Genomic DNA, 21715 nt, shown 5'->3' on the forward strand with positions numbered 1-21715 from the left:
AACGATTGCTATACTTCTTGATATCGCGTTAACTTCGCAATTTTTACATTCGCAGCGACTAAAAAACTGGTGGCATCTTATGGCACTCAAAATCGGCAGACTAGAGCTTGGGTATCGATTGCTAATTTCTCTAACCGCGATCGCGATCGCCTATGGATGGGTAGGCTCTCAGTTAAGCATCTTATTTCATTTTGGCGACTATCTAGGCTTAGTTCTTTTATTTGTGCTTGCGGTAGCGGGCACATTTGCCATCCCTCTGAGTGTGGGAGGTTTGTTGGCGGCGATCGCGGCGGTGATTACAGTCTATTGGCAAACCTCTGATATTAACTACAGTTTGATTACTGCGGGTGTCTGCCTAGGACTGTATTTGCTCGGCTTTCAAGATGTCCGTTACGATCCAGCACCAGAAAAAAAGCTATCTATCCTTGAAATTATCGCCACAGTGATCACTATTGGATTTATGGTGCAGATGTCATTACTAATTTTACAGACTCCATCAAGTTGGTTAACTAGCACTGCTATTGGTGCGATCGCTGCCGCAATTACTCTCATTGGTCGGCAATTCGTCTATATCGATCTACCTCAAAAATTGATTTGGCAATTATTTGGTGGCGTGACTATTAGCAGTCTAGCGATCGGCTTTGCGATCAGAGCGATCATATATGCAACCACTAGACCAATCCAATTGTTATAAGAAGAAAGGCAACGCAAAGTGTTGCCTTTCTTCTTATAACAAAGCACAAAATGGCTACGCCATTTTGTGCTTTTAAAACGGTTTTTAATTAACAGAAGTGTAGCCTCACTTTCGTGAATTGGCATTACTGCCAATACAGTCCAACTAAACCATATTCAAAAAATGCAGACATTGAAGCAATTTTGATAATAGTTGAGTTTGCGATTATAAAAGTTAAAATTGGTGCAAAATAGCTTCCACGATTGAGAAACTTGTCAGCCAAAAATGCGATCGCCAGAGTATTAGCAGGATAAATATAAAAAGCAAATCGGGGCAAAAACTTGGTCGGACTCCAAATTTCTGACTGAGCTGCCACAAAAAACATAGCAATTAACATCACAGTACAAAAGCAAGCCGTAATTGTAAATAAAAGTGGAAAAAGCAGTTGATTCTCGTCAGGATTTGCGGCATTTTTTTTCTGGATTGCTAGATAAATTAATAACCCTGTGGATGCGATCGCACCAAAGATCATGCCACCATATAGATAAGACATAAATCCATTGGATAAAAACTGCCAAATTCGACCAAAATCTAAACTTAAAATTGCTTTAGTCCAATTTTGAAAACTATAGGTAAGATTACTAGAGGGACTACTAAGACTTTGAATATTTCCTAATGTGCCTAATATTTGTTGAAGCGAAATATATTTCCAACATACGTTTAATGCGATCGATAATAACGGAATTAAAACACCAAGCAATGGACGTTTATAGATAAACAATAAAATCGAACTGATGAGAATTAGTGGGTAAATATCATAAACTAAAGAACCAGATATAATTAGAAGTATTAGCAATGGATCATTAAGAAATTCATCGCGAGTCAATTCGAGAGTTGCCCACAATATAATTGAGGCGAAAGCAAAAGCTGTCATATGTGGTGAAGGCTGGGCAACAAAATGCACAAATCCCCAACTTGATGCACAGCACAGCATCGCGATATTCCTCATTCTTTCATTTAGATTAGCAATTTCTCCAATCCGATATATCGCCACACATGCACTTATCCAAAGAAAAATATTGACGCTAATACTCATAAACCAACGATGCCCCGACATACCCACCAATGAATTGAAGTAGCCATAAAAGAAACGATTTAAGAAGACAGAAAAGCTAGCATCATAACTTGTCTCGGTAAATATCTTTTCAGATGGAATAAAATGACGCATATCGCAATGCACTGGCAAGCTAGTATCTTCGTAAGAACATTCCCAAGTAAGGTTGTTATCTTTCCCCGCTATGTAGTTAGAAGGTAATTGGCTTAGAAGTCGAAAAGAATATGTGAAGGGAGAATCTAGGAATAAATGTGTAAAAGAATTAAAAAGAATAATTGTAATTGCTAAACCTACAACTATTAATTGCTTCCGCTGTCGAAAATATTCAAAAATCCTATATCCTATTAAGCCAACCATACTAAGATAGAGAGTCCAATTCAAAATCTCTAACTGAGGTGCGATCGTAACAGGCAATCTTAAGGTTATTAAGAAACCCAATAGGAAATACCATCTAGAATATTGAATACTAAGTGATGATTTGGTAAACCAGTACCACAATCCTAGAAAAACTAAGGTTGGCAAAAGATTTAATAGTCCTACTTTTGTAGAAACAAAAATACTTGTCCACCAACATTGTGCTATTACTGCAACTAAGATGAGCCCAATATCTTTGAATATAAATATTTTGGAAGTATCAATATCAGAAATCGTTGAGATTGTGGGAGACTGTTGATTCATGAATGCTTCTTCTCGAAATAATTTACAGAAATGGCGCGATCTTAATATTTATTATTATCAAGATATTGAAAGATTTTATAAAACTTTTATTCAGAAAGATACTAAAGTTTTAGAAGTTGGCTCTAATCTTGGATATTTACTTAATTCTTTGCAACCAAGCTATGGATTGGGAATTGAGCAAAATCCAGATGCAGTAGAGCAAGCTCAAATTCGCTTTCCCCAATTAGATTTTATAGTCTCGGATGTAGAATCTTTTTGTTCGTCAGAGATATTCGACTATATTTTGCTTGCTAATACTATTAGCTATATTACAGATATCCCTCAAGCTTTAAACAACCTATACCAATTATGCCAACCATCAACACGCCTAATCTTAACCTTTCACAACCCTAGTTGGGAAATCATTCTCAAATTGGCTTCTTTAATTGGGCAAAGGATGCCTCTACCGCAACTCAACTGGCTTAGCTATGGTGATGTTGAGAATCTCTTATATCTTTGCCAATTTGAGGTTGTCTATCATAGTAAACGTTTATTATTCCCAAAACAGGTTCCATTATTAGCTTGGTTTTTTAATCATGTACTGGCTCCATTACCTCTATTGAATCAATTCTGTTTGAATGAATATATTATTGCGCGTCCGATCTTCCATATTCCCACTACTCTCCATTGCTCTGTAATCATTCCTGCACGTAATGAAGCTGGAAACATTGAATCGTGTATTGCCGATATGCCTTGGCTCGGAGACAATACAGAGATTATTTTTGTCGAAGGAGGGTCAACAGATGGAACTTGGGAGGAAATTTTGCGCGTTCAGCAAAAATATAGCGATCGCTTTAATATTAAGGCGTACCGTCAATCAGGGCAGGGCAAGAAGGATGCGGTATGGCAGGGATTTGAGATTGCTACAGGTGATGTGTTGATGATTTTGGACGCAGATTTAACTGTGCAACCTAGAGATTTGGTCTATTTCTTTGAGGCGATCGCTTCAGGAGCTTGCGAATTTGCCAATGGCTGTCGTCTGATTTATCCACTTAGCAAAGCCTCTATGCCTTGGCTCAATCGCATTGCTAATCGCATCTTTGCTTTTTTACTATCCTATTTACTCAATATTCAAATAAAAGACTCGCTATGCGGTACAAAAGCAATCTCGCGGCAAAACTACCAAAAGTTGACAGCAAATCGAGATTTTTTTGGAGATTTTGATCCTTTTGGAGACTTTGATCTACTCTTTGGGGCTGCTAAGTTAGGCTTAAAGATTATGGATATTCCTGTTCGCTATTTCCCCCGCACCTATGGCAAATCCAATATTAGTCATATTCAAGGAGGGCTAATACTGCTAAAAATGTGTTTTCATGCGGCAAAGAAAATTAAATTCATTTGATCAAAAAAGTTTGTAATGCCTCATATTTATTGAATTAAAACATTAATCCAGCATTTTCGCCAAATTGCTTAAGCGATCGCAAATCATCCATCAAAAAACAAAGTTGAACAGCAGTCTCGCAAACTTTTAAATCGTAGACGAGACTGCGCTAGAAAAATTATTTTATTCTTGGACTTTAGCCGCGATCGCCTTAGCAATATCTCGTAAAGCCTTAGCCGAAGCAGACTCAGGATGACCTAATACGATTGGCACACCTCGATCGCCACCTTCGCGCAGACTAATTTCCAAAGGCACACAACCAAGCAAATCCACACCAAGCTCGTCAGACGTTTTCTTCCCGCCGCCAGAGCCAAAAATGTCGTATTGCTTATCAGGCATATCAGGTGGAATGAAATAGCTCATATTTTCGACAATGCCCAAAACAGGGATACCCATATTCTGGAACATCTTCAAACCCTTGCGTGAATCCAAAAGCGAAACTGTTTGTGGTGTAGTCACAATTACAGCCCCTGCCAATGGCACAGACTGCGTGAGCGTCAACTGAGCATCACCTGTGCCTGGAGGCATATCCACAATCAAATAATCAAGTTCGCCCCAGTTTGCTTGGTATAAAAACTGACGAATTACACCATTCAGCATTGGACCACGCCACACCACAGGCTGATCTTTGGCAATTAAAAATGCCATAGAGATCATTTTTACGCCATAGTTAAAGGCTGGCTCGACCACATCAGCACCATTTTCAGCCTTGACCACCTTTACTTGCGCCAACTCCATACCCAACATCACAGGTACATTTGGTCCATAGATATCTGCATCAAGAATGCCAACCTTTGCACCCATATCCGCAAGGGCAACAGCGACATTTACTGCGACCGAAGTTTTGCCTACACCTCCCTTACCACTGGAAATTGCAAGGACGTATTTAACGCCTTCAATACCTTTTAATAAACTTGTGGGAGCCTCTGGAGTAGCGATCGAAGGACTATTGGCGATTACCTTTACCCAAACATCACTGACGGAAGCGATCGCCTTAATAGCGGTTTTACATTCTTGGATTAAAGGATCGCGGTTAGGACTATTTGGATCATTTAGTAATAATGTGAAACTGATCACCCCATTGGACTTGATGGCGATATCACGCACCATATCCAGCTCGATAATACTTTTTTGGCGATCGGGATCGATAATCGGTGCTAGTGCATCCTCAATCGCTTGTAAATCAGGTAAACCAGCCATATATTTAGAGAATTTATTAATTAAAACAATTGTTTAAGTATCTCAACACAATTAAAATTTAGATTCAAAACCTTTTGTGCCCGCGCAGCGGGCGCAAAAGGTTTTGAGATTTTATATTTAATTGCACTTACTTACTTAATAGTGACAAGATTTCATTAAAGCCCAAATAAGAGCAAAAATAATCGATAAAGATTTATGCTTATGTTAGAGCGTTCACTTAAAACTTGATAACTAATCAGCATTCCTGTAATTATTAAACTAAATCGTTAAGCCAAGAAAAAATTCATGAGTAATCAAGTAAAAATTATCCAGCCTTCAGGAAGGTTAGATGTTACAACTGCGGCTGATTTTCGTCGCCAAGTTAATGACATCGCCTCAGTCCCAAACCCTCCCAAATATTTATTAGTTGATCTTCAAGAGATTACTTTTATGGATAGTTCTGGTTTAGGTGCACTAGTCTCAGCTCTCAAGGCAATCCGTAATAGTAGTGGAGATATGGTGATTTGTGGGGCTAACGATCAAGTTCAAATGCTATTTGAACTTACTAGTATGACCAAGATTTTTAAAATCTACCCAACAGTTGACGAATTTAATGCAACCTTGAATTAATTTTAAAAATAGAGAGGGACGCAAAGCGTCCCTCTCTATTTTTTTATATGTGAAATTCGATTTCTAACAGAGATAAATCATCTTCAAAGGGACGGTTATTTGCTGCGGCTTTGACACAAGTTAATATATGCTCAATTCGTGAATTGCGATCGCTAGAAGTTCTAATGAATGTATCAATCAGAGCGTTAAAACCCCAAATATTGTCATTTTCTTGGGTAATCTCGTAAACCCCATCACTAAACAGATATAGCCTGCTACTAGTATCAATATCACAAACTTGCTCTTGATAATTAATATCAGGCATCATCCCAATCGGCAGACCAGCAGTTTTGAGTAACTTAATCTTAGGGATATCTTCATTAGAAATGAGAACAGCAGGAGGATGTCCGCCACTTGAATAAACTAGCTTATGGGTTTGCTTGTTATAAACGCCGTACCAGATCGTGAAGTACATTTCATTGTGCACCGACATCTGAAAAGTATTGTTGAGATCGCTTAATACTTCGCTGGGTTTATAAAAATTGGTCGTGTCTTGAGATGTTCTACTATGTTTTAAACTGCGAGTACGCATCAGATTTAAAACAGATACAGATAACAATGCTGAGCCAACACCATGCCCAGAAACATCTAGTAAGTAAAGAGCTAAGTTGTCATCATCAAGCCAAAAATAGTCAAAACTATCTCCCCCAAGCTGCGTTGATGGCAAAAAGCTAGATTGGATAGAAACTTCTCCTTCAAGAGGTTCGGGTAAAAGCGATCGCACATATTGCGAAGCCTGAGCTAACTCTTGCTCAATTAATCGTTTTTGCCTTTGAATTTCCTCAGTTGCCTGATATAGTCTTAATCCCGCTCTTACTCTTGCTCGTAACTCATTAATCCGTGGTGGCTTACCCAAAAAGTCATCTGCTCCCATTTCTAGACCGCGCACTAAGTCACCCTCTTGGTCACGCGCAGTTAGTAAAATGAGGTAGATATTGGCTAGATCTGGGTTGCTCTTAATCTGGCGACATACCTCCAATCCATCAATGATGGGCATCATCCAGTCGCAAATAATTAAAGATGGATGGATTTCTTTAGCCTTAGCCAATCCTTCTTCTCCATCGTTAGCTACAATCGCATCATAGCCTTGACTCTTCAGAAATCTCTGAAGAGTCATTCTGATCGTAGGATCATCATCAATGACGAGGATTTGAAGCATATTGATATTGCAGGCTTATAAAGATATTTACTTGTTATTCGCCAATACTGAAAGACTTTGCAACTCGAGCAAACAAATCTTTGACTTTATTCCAACGTTTCTCAGAGCTAGAAATGCTTAGGGTGTAAAGGTTTCCACGATTGGTAGATACCGTTACTAGGTCATGGCGAGGTTCGCCTTGCAGACGCTGAACTGCGTATTCAAAGATGTAATAGTTGCGATCGCCTGATTCTCTCTGAGTCGCACTAAGTAACTTTGCTTGACGACCAGAACCTTCTGGCGCAACAACACGTTCCTGTACACGCAAACCGATCGCTTCGGGTTCGCCAATTTCTTCAAGAGTTTTTACTGTTTCTAGCTTGCTAATGGCAACAGATACATTTTCTGAAGGTTCAATAATGTCGTGAAACAAAATATCGATCGCCGAATTACCTTTTGTCTCTGTCCAGCCATTTGGATATAAAAATCGATAGCCATCTTTACTATCTGAAAACGGTACGAGACCACTCGTAGGCGTATTAGCGCAACTGGTAAGAAATAAGGCAAATACTACAAGCAGGATAGAAACGGCGCGTTTAAGCATGATTAAAGGAATTAAATGAAATTAAATAAAGAAAATAGCGAAAATCTTAACAAAAATATTGGAATATCTTATCAAAAAGTAGCCAGAGCAAACTTAAATAACCACTGTATAAGACTTACCAATACTACAATACAGCACAGCCGCAACCTCTGGGGATTTCAGATCAGGCTCCAATGATTGTTAAGTATTGCATCAAAAGATTACGCTTCGTATCTAGACATATCTGCCAAGAACGGCTGTATGATAAGTTCTATATCAAAAGTTATAGAAATAACTTATCTAATCTCAATCAGACGAGAGATTAGTCTTTAAAAAATCATATTTAGTTTACATTCACATAATTAAATGAGAGGTAACGCGGTGACTAGTAATAAATCTGTAGCGCTCAAACAAATTGATGTTCAAGGCGATCTGAGCGACTACGTCGCACATTTACAGTTACATATGGCGTTGCAAGCCCGTAACCTCGTCCCGAATTTAAGTGGCGATCGCAATCCTGATAGCCGAAGCAGAATGCTATCAAGTACTCAAGCTGATTTTGAAAGATTAGCTTCTCGCTTGTAATTTAAAAATTGCAATTAAAAAAATGAGGTGAGTCGCACCTCATTTTTTTATCGAAACAAGGGGCTTAAGCCCCTTGTTTTTTGATTTTTTGGCACAATAGAAAAGTATTATCAACACAAGTACAGCGCTTTGCGCTTAATTAAAATCCAGAGGAATTTTTAAAAGCGTAGCGGAGCAACGCTTTTAAAAATTCCTCTGGGTTATTTAAACCAGAACCATAACAAATTTTTTAAAGGTGTTGCGAAGCAACACCTTTAAAAAATTTGTTATGGTTCTGGTTTGAGCACTGGATGTTGACGAATAAAAAGCTATTTTGAGGTGTCATGCAAGCTGAGACGTTAGATCTGTTGGAATGGAATCGTTTATGTCAGCATTTATCAACATTTACAACGACAAAGCTGGGTGCGATCGCCTCGGCACATTTGCCAATACCCGATCGCTATGAAGATACATTAGAGTTACTCACTCAAACTAAAGAAGCCTATGCATTGGAAGAGCGAAATGCAGGCGTATCTCTAGATGGGATTCAAAATATTACAGAGGCGGTATTTCGGGCTGAGAAACAGGGGATTGTGTCAGCTTTAGAGCTATGGGCGATCGCAACGACTTTGGCTGGGGCACGAAACCTGCGCCGTCAGCTAGATAACGCTGATTACTGCCCAAGTTTGCAGATACTAGCCAGTGAGTTGCGGACTTATCCTGATGTTGAGCAGGAGATCTATCGCTGTGTTGATGAAGGCGGAAATGTTTTAGATCGAGCCTCAATACGATTAGGGGAAATTCGCCATGAGCTGACCTCGGTGCGCGACCAAATCATTACCAAGCTGCAAAACATCATGCAGCGCAACGCTAGCTCTCTACAGGAGCAGATCATTACGCAACGTAGCGATCGCTATGTACTGTCAGTAAAGTCACCACAGCGCGATCGCGTCCCTGGAGTGATTCACGATACTTCCAGTACGGGGATGACTTTATTTGTAGAACCAAACTCGGTAGTGCAATCTAATAACCGCTTGCGCCAACTGTTAAAAATGGAGCAAGCCCAGATTGAGATTATTTTGACTGAACTTAGTGCCAAGATCACTGCGATCGCTGAAGATTTACAAAGATTGCTGATTATTGTTACAAAGATTGATCTAGCTGTGGCAAGGGCACGTTATGGCTATTGGCTAGGCGCGAATCCACCGCATTTTCTGGAGAGTGAAGCGATCGTTTTGCGCCAATTGCGTCACCCTTTACTGGTATGGCAACAAAAAAACGAAGAAGGTCGCGAAGTCATACCTGTGGATGTGTTAATCTCGCCCCAGATTTCCGTAGTCGTGATTACAGGACCCAATACGGGCGGTAAAACTGCGACATTGAAAACTTTTGGCTTGGCGGCTTTAATGGCAAAAGCGGGAATGTTTATTCCTGCCAAAGAGCCTGTGGAAATGCCTTGGTTTGATCTTGTGCTTGCTGATATTGGCGATGAGCAGTCATTGCAGCAAAATCTATCGACTTTTTCGGGACATATTCGCCGTATTGGTCGAATTTTAGACTCACTTTCGCCCCAGTCTCTAGTTTTGCTCGATGAAGTTGGCGCTGGCACTGATCCATCCGAAGGCAGTGCGATCGCAACGGCTTTACTGGAATATCTGGGTGAACATACGCGACTTGCGATCGCTACAACTCACTTTGGCGAACTCAAAGCCCTTAAATACCAAAACCCCAAATTCGAGAATGCTTCCGTGGAATTTGACGATGCTTCCCTTGCTCCTACCTATAGACTTTTGTGGGGTATCCCTGGACGTTCCAATGCTCTAGCGATCGCAGGACGTTTAGGCTTGTCGCAGGAAATTATCGAAGCAGCGCAAGTGCGAGTGGGCATCGGTTCTACGGAAATGAATGATGTGATTGCCGAATTGGAAGCCCAAAGGCGTGAACAAACTCAAAAAACTGAAGCCGCTGCAAATTTACTTGCTGAGACTGAACGTTTGCATAATGAGATTTTAGATCGGGCGGAAAAAATGCGATCGCAAGCTAAAGAGTTGCGTGAGCGTCAAGAAAAAGAAGTCAATGCAGCGATCGCTCAAGCCCAAAAAGAAGTTGGTCGTGTAATCCGCAAACTCCAAAAAGGTGAACAACTAGGCGAACAAGTGGCTGCTGATGTGCAACGTACCGAGCAGAGAATCGGAGAACTAACCAAGCGTCATCTACCTATTGTCCCTGAAGAAAAAATTGAGGTACAGCTTAAGGTAGGTGATCGGGTGCGGATTCCCAAATTTGGCAAAATCGCGCAAGTATTGACGGTTCCCAATAGTTCTGGCGAGTTTTCAGTACGTTTGGGAACGATGAAACTAACTGTCAATATTACGGACACTGAAAAGGTTTAAAGTAAAATTGAAACGATTTAAATTAAAGGCGGCGCGAAGCGCCGCCTTTAATATTTGGATTTTAAAAATATGCTGCAATTTTTTGAGTTTGAAGCCGATTTTGTCGCTGCCTTGCGTTGTATCCCCATGCAAGTACGTTACAAACTAGACACATGCGGGATAAAGCTCAAACTGCAACATTGGCATAGTTTTTCCACTATTCAACGTCAAAAACTAATTGATTTGCCTTGTGAGACTAACAAAGAGATTCAAGACTATCGAGAAAACTTGCGATCGCAGGTTTTTGAATATTTCAATACCTATCCTAGCGATTTGCCAATTGATAATGAACCTGCATGGATGCAAATTGAAGTGATCCCCATCAGTGTGGTGCAGCACGCACAGGAATTAAATTTTGCGATCGCCATCACCCAATGGCAAAGCCTCACTCCATTGCAACGTTTTGCCCTAATTAAGCTAAGCAACTCTAATCACGAAAACAATAATTTTTTGCCAGCTCTACAAGAATTTGGGCTAATACCATAAAGAAAAAGGAGTGCTTTGCACTCCTTTTTCTTTATGAAAGTTGACTTAAACGATAGCCAACACCGTGAATCGTCTCGATCAAATTGTGAGGAGCAGCAGCACCCTTCAACTTGTTCCGCAGACTCTTGATCGTGGCATTGATCGTGTCCTCTCTAGGTGGATCTGTCAAAGACCAAACATGCTCCACAATCGTGATTCGCTTCAGAACTTGACGACCATGATGGAGTAACAACTCTAGAATGTTGTATTCCTTAGGAGTCAAGTGCACAGATTGTCCTGCATAGGAAACCTCATGCATTCCTGGGTCAAGTTGCAGTTCCCCCCAACGTAAAACCGTGGGTTCAGCAATTTGAGCGCGGCGGGATAAAGCACGAATACGAGCCATTAATTCAGGGGGATCAATTGGCTTGACGAGGTAATCATCAGCCCCAGCATCTAACCCCTGAACCTTGTCGGAACTCATATCGAGTGCAGTCACCATCAGAATCGGGATATTGTTACCATGAGCCCTCAAACGGCGGCATAGGTTAATGCCATCGAGTTTTGGCAGCATTACATCTAACAAGATCAGGTTGTAATCGTCAGCTTGAGATTTCTCCCAGCCTTCTTCACCATCTCTCGCGATATCTACAACACAATGCTGACTGGTTAGCACTTCAGCTAAAGTGTCAGCTAAGTTAGCATCATCTTCTACAAGGAGAATTCTCATTGGCTCGATCAAATCTCAGTTATTTAAGCTTGATAGGTGCTTATTTTTATGTTAACGGATACCTTTACAGGTTTATGAAGAATATGAACTTTATAAATCTCATTAACACGATTCACCCCTATCTATTTGCATCATATACGAAAGATCGAATGCTTTTTCAGAAATGCAAAAATTTTAAGTATTATTGCGGCCACAACAATTTTGCTCTTTTTTGTTTCAGAAAATACAGATATAAAAATCTTGTTTGCTAAGAATTCGCGAAGGAACCAATTTTGGGATGGTACGGCTTCGCCGTACCATCCCAAAATTGGTTCCTTACTTTCTCATGGAATTTTGTGCCGCTTGCATCATTGCTAAGTTAAATTGAGTCTAGAAAGAGTCAAAATTCCTAAAATAAATCTTCGTTAAAAAATGACTGCGAATTTATCTACCTTTAAAACAACCGCATCCCAAGAAATTTTTGCTAAAGCAAAACAATTAATGCCTGGTGGTGTAAGTTCCCCCGTCCGTGCCTTCAAATCAGTTGGTGGTGAGCCAATCGTATTCGATCACGTAAGTGGTGCATATGCTTGGGACATCGATGGCAACAAGTACATTGACTATGTCGGTTCATGGGGCCCTGCGATCGTTGGACATTCCCATCCTGAAGTCATTGAAGCTTTACATAAAGCCCTTGAAAAAGGCACAAGCTTTGGTGCGCCTTGCGTCCTTGAAAATACGCTCGCCGAAATGGTGATCGAAGCCGTGCCAAGTGTGGAAATGGTACGCTTCGTTAATTCTGGGACTGAAGCTTGCATGTCTGTATTGCGCTTGATGAGAGCTTTTACAGGACGTGACAAAATTATTAAATTTGAGGGATGCTATCACGGTCACGCCGATATGTTTCTTGTCAAAGCAGGATCTGGCGTAGCTACCCTCGGCTTGCCCGACTCTCCTGGTGTACCAAAGTCTACAACTGCGAATACGCTGAATGCACCCTACAACGATCTTGAAGCTGTCAAGGCGCTATTTGAGGCAAATCCTAATGAAATCTCTGGGGTAATTATTGAGCCAGTAGTTGGTAATGCTGGTTGTATTGCGCCTAAGGAAGGATTTTTGCAAGGATTGAAAGATCTTTGTCATGCGAATGGCGCGTTACTAGTATTTGATGAAGTCATGACAGGATTCCGTGTTTCCTATGGCTGCGCACAGGCTCGTTTTGGCGTTACACCAGATCTAACTACGATGGGCAAAGTCATCGGTGGTGGGTTGCCCGTGGGAGCTTATGGTGGTCGCAAAGATATTATGGCGATGGTTGCACCTGCTGGGCCTATGTATCAGGCTGGGACTTTGTCAGGTAATCCTTTGGCGATGACCGCAGGCATTAAAACCATGGAAATCCTCAAACGGGCTGGCTCTTACGAGTACCTTGAACAGATTACCAAGAAGCTTGCGGAAGGAATGTTAGCGATCGCCCATGAAACTGGACATGCAGCTACGGGTAACATTGTTGGGGCGATGTTTGGAATGTTTTTCACCAGTCAGCAAGTTTATGACTATGAAGATGCCAAAACTAGTGACACTGCTAAGTTTGCCAAATTCCATCGTGGAATGCTAGAACATGGTGTCTATCTTGCACCTTCTCAGTTTGAGGCTGGTTTTACATCACTAGCCCATACTGATGCTGACGTGGAAGCGACATTAGCCGCAACTCGTGCAGTATTGTCACAAATTGCCGCTTAAAACAATTTTAAACAATTTTGAGGAGGTGAGTAAAGCTCATCTCCTCAAAAAAAGTTCATGTTGTAACAGCTTTCGCAAAAAGTCATTTACAATGTTGGTTAATTATTTCTATGCTGATTGGCTTAAGCACATTTCGCAAGCTAATTGGCTTAGATCATCAAAGCATTGAACTTTCTCCTACACAAACCCGATGCTGACAGAAAACTCAACTGCTAGTACTAAATCTATTAATGGTAATTACAACGGCTCCCCTGCGCCTTTACCAAGAGCCGATTACTACATGAGCTTACACAAAGAGCTAGACCATCTTGAAGAAATGGTGCTGGAAAGTGGCCCTCGCGTGATGGGACATACCGTCATTGACGAGGAAAAGCTATGTCAGCAGATCGATCGCGTGAGGCTCTCTGTACCTGAGTCGATCGCAAAAGCTGAAGAGATTCTCATTTACAAGCAAGACCTAGTTTCTGAGGCTCAACAATATGCTGAAGATTTAATTAAATCTGCTGAGTTAAGGGCAAGTCAGCTATTAGAAGAATCGGTAATTATTCGCCAAGCAGAACAAGAGGCTAATCAAATCCGCCGCGAATTGCAGGAAGAGTGCGAACAAGTGCGATCGCAAACTCTCAATGAAGTCAATCAAATGCGCCGTCAAGCTCAAAAGGATCTTGACTTGTTGCATCAGAGAGTGACTGGCGAAGTCCAAGATATGCAGCGCGGTGCAGATGAATATAGCGATCGCGTATTAGGTAATCTTGAGACTCAGTTAATTGACATGATCAAAATTGTCCAGAACGGGCGAAAAGAATTACGCCTCTAAACTCAATATCTATCAAAAGAAAAACACCCCCGAATGGGGGTGTTTTTCTTTTGATAGATATTTACGATCGCGCGATCCCATTGATTGAGGATCATGGTAAGTTAAGTTTAGTTAAGAAATTATTTTGAACATCAGGCTCTTTGCTATATGAAATCTTCTTGGAGAACTGCACTGCTGTGGTTACTGCCCATAGCGATAATAGGCTTTTTTGGATGGCAGACATTAGTTGCTCGTCCCGCACCTAGCCGCCCCACTGTAAATGCGGCAAATACCCGCATCGCCTACGGAAGATTCCTTGAATACCTTGATGAACATCGGGTACGCAAGGTTGATATTTTTGATGGTGGTCGCACGGCGGTAATCGTAGCAACCGATCCCCAAATTGAAGGCAAAGAGCAACGCGCTAGAGTTGATTTGCCATTATACGCACCTGAGCTGATGGATAAGCTCAATGAAGGCGGTATAGATTTAGCAATTTACCCACCTAGCAACAACGGTGCAATCTGGGGCTTTATTAGTAATCTAATTTTCCCAGTTGCCCTAATCGCAGGTCTATTCTTTTTATTCCGTCGTTCTAATCAAATGGGCGGTCCTGGGCAAGCGATGGACTTTGGTAAATCCAAAGCGCGTTTTGCGATGGATGCTCAGACTGGCGTAATGTTTGATGATGTTGCTGGTATCGAAGAAGCCAAAGAAGAACTACAAGAAGTAGTTACTTTCTTGAAGAAACCAGAACGCTTTACTGCTGTTGGTGCAAAGATTCCTAAGGGCGTGTTGTTGATTGGTCCTCCTGGAACTGGTAAAACTTTGCTGGCTAAAGCGATCGCTGGTGAAGCTGGCGTTCCTTTCTTCTCAGTTTCTGGTTCTGAATTTGTAGAAATGTTCGTTGGGGTTGGCGCATCCCGTGTGCGTGACTTATTTAAAAAAGCCAAAGAAAATGCTCCTTGTATCATCTTTATCGATGAAATTGATGCTGTCGGTCGTCAACGTGGTGCTGGTATCGGTGGTGGTAATGACGAACGCGAACAAACTCTCAACCAAATCCTCACCGAAATGGATGGCTTTGAAGGTAACTCTGGCGTAATCGTCATTGCGGCAACTAACCGTGCTGATGTGCTTGACTCTGCATTACTACGTCCAGGTCGTTTTGATCGCCAAATTGGTGTTGATCCACCTGACATCAAGGGTCGTTTGCAAGTTCTCAATGTTCATGCTCGCGACAAAAAGATTAGTCCTGAAGTTTCTTTAGAAGCGATCGCCCGACGTACTCCTGGTTTTGCAGGTGCTGATTTAGCTAACTTGCTCAATGAAGCTGCGATTCTTACTGCACGTCGTCGTAAGGATGCGATGACGATGGCAGAAATTGATGATGCTGTGGATCGTGTTATCGCTGGGCTTGAAGGGAAGGCCCTAGTCGATAGCCGTAACAAGCGCTTGATTGCATATCACGAAGTTGGTCATGCGATCGTTGGTACATTGCTCAAGGATCACGATCCTGTCCAAAAAGTTACCCTGATTCCTAGAGGTCAAGCGGCTGGTTTGACATGGTTCACTCCCGATGAAGAGCAAACTCTAGTTTCTCGCGGTCAAATTCTCGCTCGGATTACGGCAGCCCTTGGGGGTCGTGCTGCGGAAGAAGCAGTATTTGGAGCTGCGGAAGTTACGACTGGTGCTGGTGGAGATTTGCAGCAGGTAGGTGGCATGGCACGTCAGATGGTGACTCGTTACGGTATGTCGAATATTGGTCAACTTGCCCTCGAAGGTCAAAGCTCTGAGGTGTTCCTCGGACGCAGCATGGGAGGCGGTTCTCAATATTCGGAAGATATTTCCGCAAAAATCGATCAACAAGTTCGCGAAATTGTGCAGAAGTGCTATCAATCTGCGCTTCAGATTGTGTACGAAAATCGCGCTGCGATCGATCGCGTTGTCGATCTTCTAGTTGAAAATGAAACTCTCGATGGCGATGAATTCCGTCGCATTGTTTCTGAATACACATCGCTTCCTGTAAAAGAACGCTTTGTTCCTCAAATCTAAAATCTATTTCTAAAAAAGGTAGGGGCAGTTCATGAACTGCCCCTACCTTTTTTTGTCCAAAAATTATGGCAGATAGAACTAATACCAATTCACGAAAGTGTGGCTACACTTTCGTGAATTAAAAATCAAACCCTGTAAGGGTTTTAAAAACACAAAATGGCATAGCCATTTTGTGTTTTGGTATAATCACATTAAGGAAATTAAAGGTTTGGTTGCATTGATGTAAAGGAAGCGATCGCCTTCTTGCTCCTTAACCACTGTGAATCCAAAACTGGCGATCAAATCTAGCAATTCTTGCTTTTTATCTGTCCATCGGCTGATGGTTTCGGCAATCAATAAACTGCCGCCACCTTTGAGGGTGCGATGGGCTTCTTGGAGATAGTCGGCATAGTTTAGACCCATGAGGGATAGGGAAAATATGGCGACATCGAGGGTTGCATCTGGGAGAGGTGTGTGGGAGATGTCACAGGCTTGTACTTTTGCGTTGATGGCGATGTGGTCGAAGGAATGGACTTGATGATTGGGAAGTAATTCAGCGAGTTTGGCTTCACCGCAACCGAAGTCACCGATCTGGAGATTGTTGTAGTTTTGGAGTTTTTCGGCGATTTTTTCGTAGGGGATTTCATTCCATTTTTCACGGGCGGCGCGATAGAGTGTATGGTATTGATACCATTCTTCGGGGTTTGCTTTGAGGCGATCGCCTGTGGTTTGGCTATAGGAATTATTGAAGCGGTTGTTCATTGCCGAGAAATCACCAAAGCGGCGTTGGAGGATTTTGGCGATCGCTTCGGGTAAGGGGACGCGCAATTCTTCACGGTTGATTTCATAGATATCGCCACTTTCGACGCGATCGATCCATGTTTGCAGGGCTTCTCCTGCTTTTTTGAGGACGACTTTTTCCGATGCGAGTTCACCCTTGGGAATTACACCATCGATCGCGGTGTCAGCGAGGGATTTTTTCCATTGGATGCGACTCCATCGGTATTGGCGATCCCATGACCAGATATCGCCTTGATGATCGAGAATGACTTGGGGAATGATTACTTCTACTTTGTCGAAGGATGATTTTTGACGATAGATGCGCCCGACTAGTTGCTCGTATTCGGCATGAGTCCAAGGGAGGCTGGCGATAATCAGGCGATCGCATACATATTGCAGTCCATCTACGCCTGTACCGATGGGAGCCGTGCCGATGAGAATGTCGATTTCTCTAGCGATGAATTTCTCTTTGGCAGAATTACGTTCTTCGGTTTCTTGGACTCCCGTGTATAAGCCCACTTTGTAACCTGCGGCGGCGATCGCTTTGCGGAGTGGTTCGACCATGCCATCGACATAGTGGGTATAGATGAGGGTTCCTGTTTGGAGATGGGCGATGATAGTGTCGATTTTGGCTGAGAGGAGGATTTGCTCGACAGCGAGGGGGCTGGTTTTGATGGCGGCGATGAGTTGGGGGCGTAGGTGTTCGCCTGAGATTTCGGGAAAGCTTTCGGCGATCGCAATCTTGTAATTGGGGCGGTAGCGGATGCCATGAAGCATCAGTTTTTCGTGCATGGCGAGGGCGTTGGCGATCGTGCTGAAGGTTTTCAATTCGTCAAATTCTTCGCCTCTTGTCATTTCTAGCAGTGCTTTGGCTTCGTAGAGGTTGTTGATGACGGGTGTGGCGCTCATGCCTAAGACGCAGAGTTCAGGATTTTGGCGGGATGCTTCGGAGAGGAGGTAGTTAAGGGTTTTGCGGCGTTTGCTTTCTTTGTTGGGATTGGGATCGCGTTGTTTGACGTTTTGGATTTCATCGATGACGACAAAATCGATCTGGTGATGGTTGAGAATGTTGCCGACAAGTTCGGCGGAGTAGGGTTGTTGGAATTTCTCGAAGTTGAGGATGAGATAGTTATGTTGGTTGCGATCTACGCTGATTTCGCCGCGTTCTTTTTGGTAAATGATGCTGTCGGGATAGACTTGGGCGATCGCTTTTGCCCATCCTTCGATGGTGCTGTTAAAGGCGATAACGATCGTGAATTTGGCGTTAATGACGCGACTGGCAAAGATTGCGGATATGGTTTTCCCTGCGCCAACTCCTGACCAGTTGCCGATTCTTCTTTCCGTGAGGATGCGATAGGCGGTGAGGCGTTGCATCAGGTTGGGTGGATATGGGAAGTTATAGCCGTTGGGTATGGTTAGGTTTGCTGCGCCATCGTATTGACTGAGGAAGCGATCGCGGATTGTCTGAAAGTATGTGCCGCCTGTTTCGTTGCGAAGTCTTTCTAGGTCAAAGCTAAGATCGTTGTTTAGGCAGGCTTGCCATAGGGCGCTAACGCGATTGCAGATTAAAAATTCGATGGTTTCATGATCTGAGGTAATTCCTGCTTCTACAAGTAAATCGACTGCTTTGAGGGAGTCAAAGGATTTTAGTTGAGGTAACTCGGTATCAATAGCTTCAATTTCATTAGGGACTAAATCAGTTGCTACTTCCTCGTCATTATTTAAGTTTTCCTCTATCAATAAATTATCAAATTCAATTTCATCGGATTTGTTATTTCCCTTACCGAGTTCTTCTTCGACATGAGTAATTAGGCTGTTATAGTCAGAATCCAGATTGTTTGAGGAACACAGATCTTTGATGCTTTTAAGAAGTTCGGTATCTTTTCTGCCATTACTAATAGAAGCAATCATGCCATTTTGTCTCAAGATGGAGTATAGTTCTGAAGGTTCTAGGTTAGATAAAACAGGCTTTAAGCTATACAGGAAATTCAAAATCACATTTTGTGTCCATCGGTTGATAATACCCAACCAATCTCCCCATCCTGACCATCCTTTACTTTTATAGACTCTTTCTGGATTAGCAGGAATATTCTCAGGTATTTGTCCATTTTTTATCGAATTTGACCACTCTTCTCCACTTCTTATTTGAAGTTTATGCACAACGTCACGAGCTTCTTCATACGAAAGATAAACACGGTTTTGAGGTGCAATTGTCCCAGTACCAAGCCAGTCTCCAAAACCATTCCAACCTTTATCTTTATAGGTTCTTGCAGGATTGGCAGGAATATAATCAGGGATTTTATCATTTTTCACCCATTCCCTCCATTGCTTTTGATTCTTTAACTGGAGTTTATGTACAAAAGCACGGGCATCATCAAACGGGAGAAAAACACGATTTTGGTTTGCAATCGAATCTGTACCAAGCCAATCCCCCCATCCTAACCATCCCTTATCTTTATATGTTTGAGGAGGATTAGTAGGAATATCATCAGGCTTTTCTCCATTTTTTGCCCAAACTATCCATTCTTCTCTGCCTTTCAACAGAAGTATGCGAGCAAAAGCACGAGCTTCTTCAAATGGACGATAAATGCGATTATATGAAGCAATCGTGCCAGTACCCAACCAATTTCCCCATCCTGACCATCCCTTGCTTTTATAGACCCCTTCTGGATCAGCAGGAATATCATCAGGTTTTGCCTCACTTTTTGCCCAACTTGCCCACTCATCTTTACTTTTTAACTGGAGTTTGTGTGTAAAAGTACAAGCTTCTTCAAACGGACGGAATACTCGATTAAATGGTGCAATCGTACCAGTGCCAAGCCAATCTCCCCACCCATTCCAACCTTCATCTTTATAAAAATGAGAAGGAGCAGCAGGAATATTATCAGGGATTTCATCTTTTTTTATCCAGACTTCCCATACTTTCCTGCTTTTTAACTTAAGTTGGCGCACATAAATTCGAGCGTCTTCAAACGGACGATAATCTCGATTAAAGACTGCAATCGTGCCACTACCAAGCCAATCTCCAAGACTTCCCCAACCTTCATCTTTGTATACATGAGCAGGAGCAGCAGGAATGTCATCAGGTTTTGCTTTGCTTTTTGCCCATTCCCTCCATTCTTTCCCATTTTTTAACTTAAGCTGATGTACAAAAGCACGGGCTTCTTCAAACGGACGATAATCTCGATTAAATGGTGCAATCGTACCTGTGCCGAGCCAGTCCCCAAAACCTATCCATCCGCTATCTTTATAGACTAGCGTCGGATCAGCAGGAATATCATCTGGTTTTGCGGTAGTTTTTGCCCAATTCCTCCATTGCTTTTGATTCTTTAACTGGAGTTTATGTACGAAAGCACGAGCTTCTTCATACGAAATATAAATACGGTTTTGGTTGGCTACCTTATCAGTGCCAAGCCAGTCTCCAAAGTCCTGCCAACCCACATTTTTATAAGTTCTATCAGGAGCGGCAGGAATATCATCAGGTTTTGCACTGATTTTTGTCCAATCTCTCCATTCTTTTTGATTTTTAAGTTGGAGTTGATGAACAAATGCACGAGCCTCTTCAAATGATCGCCAGTTTGATTTCCCCATTTGATAACTCTTTCACACCAGATAAACCACTAACAACAATTATAAACAATTCACTAAGCGGCGATCGTTGTTTGATTTGAGGAAATAGGCGATCGGGTTTGTGGTGGTGAGGGGCGATCGCTGTTTGTTGTGGGAAATAGGCGATCGGGTTTGTGGTGATGTGAGGCGATCGCTGTTTGATGTGGAGTTTAGGTGATCGGGTGTTGGGTGATGAGGGGGCGATCGCTGTTGGGTTTTGAGGGAATAGGCGATTATTCATCTAATCATAAATTCCTCTGCGATGTCCGATTTGATGGATAGTGACACTTTTTTGTGATTGCGAGATCGCATAAATAACTCGATAATCTCCAACACGCAGCTTAAAAAAGCTTGATAAATTGCCAGAAAGCGATAGAGGCGTAATTTGTTCAAAATTTTCACCCAACCACTTGATTTTACGAGCTATCCGTATTTGATTAGTGCGATCAATTTTCGCAAGATCAGCGATCGCCTCAGAAGTAAAATCAATGCTATAGCTCATCCCAATTAAGCCCTAATGATTGCATAGCTTGAACCGCAGGAATAACATTTGGTTGCTGTTGTTGTCGTAATAAACGTTCCACAACCGATTTTTTTAACTTCTTACCTTCATCTAGATCGATATATTCTTCTAGCACTTCAATTACAACTTCACGAACTAGTAAACGAAACTGTTCGGTAGTGAGTTCTTTTATTTGCATAATATTACGGCTCTACTACTTGTTTTGCATTAATTCTAACGTAATCGTCAATATAAATTAGCAAGGCGATCGCTGTTTGATTTTGAGATTTAGGCGATCGGGTTTGTGGGTGGTGAATGGCGATCGCTGCTTGATGTGGGGGAAAGGCGATCGGGTGTTGGGTGTAGGTGGCGATCGCTGTTTGATTTTGAGATTTAGGCGATCGGGTTTGTGGTGATGTGAGGCGATCGCTGTTTGATGTGGAGTTTAGGCGATCGGGTTTTGTGGTGGTGAGGGTGCGATCGTTTGTTCCTGGTGCGGAGGGCGACCGGGGTTATGAGCGGGGATTGGGCGATCGGGTGTCAGGTGTTTAGGGGAGAGAGCTTGTTAGTTTTGGCGAGTAGGTGTTCACGTGTAGACCTCGAGCTGCCTATGCGCGGTGTGCTTTG

20 protein-coding genes are annotated in these 21715 nt (G+C 42.2%); 11 read left to right on the plus strand and 9 right to left on the minus strand.

Going from position 1 to position 21715, the window contains the following annotated elements; genetic code table 11:
- The first annotated feature begins 79 nt into the window (after nucleotides 1–79).
- On the plus strand, nucleotides 80–694 hold the full coding sequence (locus tag PseudUWO311_RS12620; RefSeq protein WP_142655587.1) for a hypothetical protein: 615 nt from the start codon (nucleotides 80–82) through the stop codon (nucleotides 692–694).
- A gap of 124 nt (nucleotides 695–818) precedes the next feature.
- Here the strand turns inward: PseudUWO311_RS12620 and PseudUWO311_RS12625 are convergent, their stop codons facing one another.
- The gene (locus PseudUWO311_RS12625; protein WP_142655588.1) at nucleotides 819–2465 is read right to left on the minus strand and encodes a hypothetical protein; all 1647 of its coding nucleotides are present in this window, start codon (nucleotides 2463–2465) and stop codon (nucleotides 819–821) included.
- On the opposite strand from PseudUWO311_RS12625, the gene PseudUWO311_RS12630 reads away from it, so the two are divergent.
- Nucleotides 2464–3846 (plus strand): glycosyltransferase, encoded by a 1383-nt coding sequence (locus PseudUWO311_RS12630; protein ID WP_142655589.1) that lies wholly within the window; start codon nucleotides 2464–2466, stop codon nucleotides 3844–3846. The two genes, PseudUWO311_RS12625 and PseudUWO311_RS12630, sit on opposite strands and share 2 nt — an antisense overlap.
- A gap of 162 nt (nucleotides 3847–4008) precedes the next feature.
- Here PseudUWO311_RS12630 and PseudUWO311_RS12635 read toward each other — a convergent pair whose 3' ends face one another.
- The gene (locus tag PseudUWO311_RS12635) at nucleotides 4009–5085 is read right to left on the minus strand and encodes an Mrp/NBP35 family ATP-binding protein (RefSeq protein WP_142655590.1); all 1077 of its coding nucleotides are present in this window, start codon (nucleotides 5083–5085) and stop codon (nucleotides 4009–4011) included.
- Nucleotides 5086–5370: 285 nt separating this feature from the next.
- Between PseudUWO311_RS12635 and PseudUWO311_RS12640 the strand changes: the two genes are divergently transcribed.
- Nucleotides 5371–5694, plus strand: coding sequence for an STAS domain-containing protein (locus tag PseudUWO311_RS12640; RefSeq protein WP_142655591.1), 324 nt, complete (start codon nucleotides 5371–5373; stop codon nucleotides 5692–5694).
- 43 nt (nucleotides 5695–5737) lie between these two features.
- Here PseudUWO311_RS12640 and PseudUWO311_RS12645 read toward each other — a convergent pair whose 3' ends face one another.
- Nucleotides 5738–6892 carry a PP2C family protein-serine/threonine phosphatase gene (locus PseudUWO311_RS12645; RefSeq protein ID WP_142655592.1) on the minus strand — a complete coding sequence of 385 codons (1155 nt, stop codon included), beginning with the start codon at nucleotides 6890–6892 and terminating at the stop codon, nucleotides 5738–5740.
- Between the two features lie 34 nt (nucleotides 6893–6926).
- A complete protein-coding gene (gene psbP / locus PseudUWO311_RS12650) occupies nucleotides 6927–7475 on the minus strand; it encodes a photosystem II reaction center PsbP (RefSeq protein WP_142655593.1) in 549 nt (182 codons plus the stop codon).
- Between the two features lie 345 nt (nucleotides 7476–7820).
- On the opposite strand from psbP, the gene PseudUWO311_RS12655 reads away from it, so the two are divergent.
- From PseudUWO311_RS12655 to PseudUWO311_RS12665, 3 genes are all read left to right on the plus strand, one after another.
- On the plus strand, nucleotides 7821–8039 hold the full coding sequence (locus tag PseudUWO311_RS12655; protein WP_190303480.1) for a hypothetical protein: 219 nt from the start codon (nucleotides 7821–7823) through the stop codon (nucleotides 8037–8039).
- A gap of 323 nt (nucleotides 8040–8362) precedes the next feature.
- Nucleotides 8363–10411, plus strand: coding sequence for an endonuclease MutS2 (locus tag PseudUWO311_RS12660; protein WP_142655595.1), 2049 nt, complete (start codon nucleotides 8363–8365; stop codon nucleotides 10409–10411).
- Nucleotides 10412–10480: 69 nt separating this feature from the next.
- Nucleotides 10481–10936 (plus strand): nitrate reductase associated protein, encoded by a 456-nt coding sequence (locus PseudUWO311_RS12665; RefSeq protein WP_142655596.1) that lies wholly within the window; start codon nucleotides 10481–10483, stop codon nucleotides 10934–10936.
- A gap of 31 nt (nucleotides 10937–10967) precedes the next feature.
- On the opposite strand, the gene PseudUWO311_RS12670 is transcribed toward PseudUWO311_RS12665, so the two are convergent.
- Nucleotides 10968–11645 (minus strand): response regulator transcription factor, encoded by a 678-nt coding sequence (locus PseudUWO311_RS12670; protein WP_142655597.1) that lies wholly within the window; start codon nucleotides 11643–11645, stop codon nucleotides 10968–10970.
- Nucleotides 11646–12056: 411 nt separating this feature from the next.
- On the opposite strand from PseudUWO311_RS12670, the gene hemL reads away from it, so the two are divergent.
- The 3 genes from hemL to ftsH all read left to right on the plus strand — a co-directional run bounded on the left by hemL (nucleotide 12057) and on the right by ftsH (nucleotide 16218).
- Entirely contained in the window at nucleotides 12057–13367 is a 1311-nt protein-coding gene (gene hemL, locus PseudUWO311_RS12675; protein ID WP_142655598.1) for a glutamate-1-semialdehyde 2,1-aminomutase, read from the plus strand.
- Nucleotides 13368–13557: 190 nt separating this feature from the next.
- On the plus strand, nucleotides 13558–14184 hold the full coding sequence (locus PseudUWO311_RS12680) for an ATP synthase F0 subunit B (RefSeq protein WP_142655599.1): 627 nt from the start codon (nucleotides 13558–13560) through the stop codon (nucleotides 14182–14184).
- Nucleotides 14185–14331: 147 nt separating this feature from the next.
- The gene (gene ftsH, locus PseudUWO311_RS12685; RefSeq protein WP_142655600.1) at nucleotides 14332–16218 is read left to right on the plus strand and encodes an ATP-dependent zinc metalloprotease FtsH; all 1887 of its coding nucleotides are present in this window, start codon (nucleotides 14332–14334) and stop codon (nucleotides 16216–16218) included.
- A gap of 186 nt (nucleotides 16219–16404) precedes the next feature.
- On the opposite strand, the gene PseudUWO311_RS12690 is transcribed toward ftsH, so the two are convergent.
- From PseudUWO311_RS12690 to PseudUWO311_RS12705, 4 genes are read right to left on the minus strand one after another with little or no spacing between them, the layout of a single operon-like run.
- Complete coding sequence (locus PseudUWO311_RS12690) at nucleotides 16405–20568, minus strand: helicase-related protein (RefSeq protein ID WP_142655601.1); 4164 nt, start codon at nucleotides 20566–20568, stop codon at nucleotides 16405–16407.
- Nucleotides 20540–20827: a hypothetical protein gene (locus PseudUWO311_RS12695; RefSeq protein WP_142655602.1), complete on the minus strand. Its 288-nt coding sequence runs from the start codon at nucleotides 20825–20827 to the stop codon at nucleotides 20540–20542. Before PseudUWO311_RS12695 ends, PseudUWO311_RS12690 begins: the two co-directional genes overlap by 29 nt.
- Nucleotides 20828–21088: a type II toxin-antitoxin system RelE family toxin gene (locus tag PseudUWO311_RS12700; protein WP_142655603.1), complete on the minus strand. Its 261-nt coding sequence runs from the start codon at nucleotides 21086–21088 to the stop codon at nucleotides 20828–20830.
- Nucleotides 21078–21287, minus strand: coding sequence for a hypothetical protein (locus tag PseudUWO311_RS12705; RefSeq protein ID WP_142655604.1), 210 nt, complete (start codon nucleotides 21285–21287; stop codon nucleotides 21078–21080). The genes PseudUWO311_RS12700 and PseudUWO311_RS12705 overlap by 11 nt, the downstream gene beginning before the upstream one ends.
- A gap of 76 nt (nucleotides 21288–21363) precedes the next feature.
- On the opposite strand from PseudUWO311_RS12705, the gene PseudUWO311_RS24020 reads away from it, so the two are divergent.
- Together PseudUWO311_RS24020 and PseudUWO311_RS24620 are read left to right on the plus strand one after the other, a co-directional pair.
- Nucleotides 21364–21504 carry a hypothetical protein gene (locus PseudUWO311_RS24020; RefSeq protein ID WP_190303481.1) on the plus strand — a complete coding sequence of 47 codons (141 nt, stop codon included), beginning with the start codon at nucleotides 21364–21366 and terminating at the stop codon, nucleotides 21502–21504.
- Nucleotide 21505: 1 nt separating this feature from the next.
- Entirely contained in the window at nucleotides 21506–21640 is a 135-nt protein-coding gene (locus tag PseudUWO311_RS24620) for a hypothetical protein (RefSeq protein ID WP_263402941.1), read from the plus strand.
- Nucleotides 21641–21715: the final 75 nt, after the last annotated feature.

Origin of the sequence: Pseudanabaena sp. UWO311 (assembly GCF_006937785.1) — a bacterium.
Taxonomy (GTDB): domain Bacteria; phylum Cyanobacteriota; class Cyanobacteriia; order Pseudanabaenales; family Pseudanabaenaceae; genus Pseudanabaena.

Excerpts from the sequence above, each read along its gene's own strand:
- PseudUWO311_RS12620 (WP_142655587.1), top strand. The coding sequence starts at position 80 with ATGGCACTCAAAATCGGCAGACTAGAGCTTGGGTATCGATTGCTAATT.
- PseudUWO311_RS12630 (WP_142655589.1), top strand. The coding sequence starts at position 2,464 with ATGAATGCTTCTTCTCGAAATAATTTACAGAAATGGCGCGATCTTAAT.
- PseudUWO311_RS12625 (WP_142655588.1), bottom strand. The coding sequence starts at position 2,465 with ATGAATCAACAGTCTCCCACAATCTCAACGATTTCTGATATTGATACT.
- PseudUWO311_RS12635 (WP_142655590.1), bottom strand. The coding sequence starts at position 5,085 with ATGGCTGGTTTACCTGATTTACAAGCGATTGAGGATGCACTAGCACCG.
- PseudUWO311_RS12640 (WP_142655591.1), top strand. The coding sequence starts at position 5,371 with ATGAGTAATCAAGTAAAAATTATCCAGCCTTCAGGAAGGTTAGATGTT.
- PseudUWO311_RS12645 (WP_142655592.1), bottom strand. The coding sequence starts at position 6,892 with ATGCTTCAAATCCTCGTCATTGATGATGATCCTACGATCAGAATGACT.
- psbP (WP_142655593.1), bottom strand. The coding sequence starts at position 7,475 with ATGCTTAAACGCGCCGTTTCTATCCTGCTTGTAGTATTTGCCTTATTT.
- PseudUWO311_RS12655 (WP_190303480.1), top strand. The coding sequence starts at position 7,821 with ATGAGAGGTAACGCGGTGACTAGTAATAAATCTGTAGCGCTCAAACAA.
- PseudUWO311_RS12660 (WP_142655595.1), top strand. The coding sequence starts at position 8,363 with ATGCAAGCTGAGACGTTAGATCTGTTGGAATGGAATCGTTTATGTCAG.
- PseudUWO311_RS12665 (WP_142655596.1), top strand. The coding sequence starts at position 10,481 with ATGCTGCAATTTTTTGAGTTTGAAGCCGATTTTGTCGCTGCCTTGCGT.
- PseudUWO311_RS12670 (WP_142655597.1), bottom strand. The coding sequence starts at position 11,645 with ATGAGAATTCTCCTTGTAGAAGATGATGCTAACTTAGCTGACACTTTA.
- hemL (WP_142655598.1), top strand. The coding sequence starts at position 12,057 with ATGACTGCGAATTTATCTACCTTTAAAACAACCGCATCCCAAGAAATT.
- PseudUWO311_RS12680 (WP_142655599.1), top strand. The coding sequence starts at position 13,558 with ATGCTGACAGAAAACTCAACTGCTAGTACTAAATCTATTAATGGTAAT.
- ftsH (WP_142655600.1), top strand. The coding sequence starts at position 14,332 with ATGAAATCTTCTTGGAGAACTGCACTGCTGTGGTTACTGCCCATAGCG.
- PseudUWO311_RS12690 (WP_142655601.1), bottom strand. The coding sequence starts at position 20,568 with ATGGGGAAATCAAACTGGCGATCATTTGAAGAGGCTCGTGCATTTGTT.
- PseudUWO311_RS12695 (WP_142655602.1), bottom strand. The coding sequence starts at position 20,827 with ATGAATAATCGCCTATTCCCTCAAAACCCAACAGCGATCGCCCCCTCA.
- PseudUWO311_RS12700 (WP_142655603.1), bottom strand. The coding sequence starts at position 21,088 with ATGAGCTATAGCATTGATTTTACTTCTGAGGCGATCGCTGATCTTGCG.
- PseudUWO311_RS12705 (WP_142655604.1), bottom strand. The coding sequence starts at position 21,287 with ATGCAAATAAAAGAACTCACTACCGAACAGTTTCGTTTACTAGTTCGT.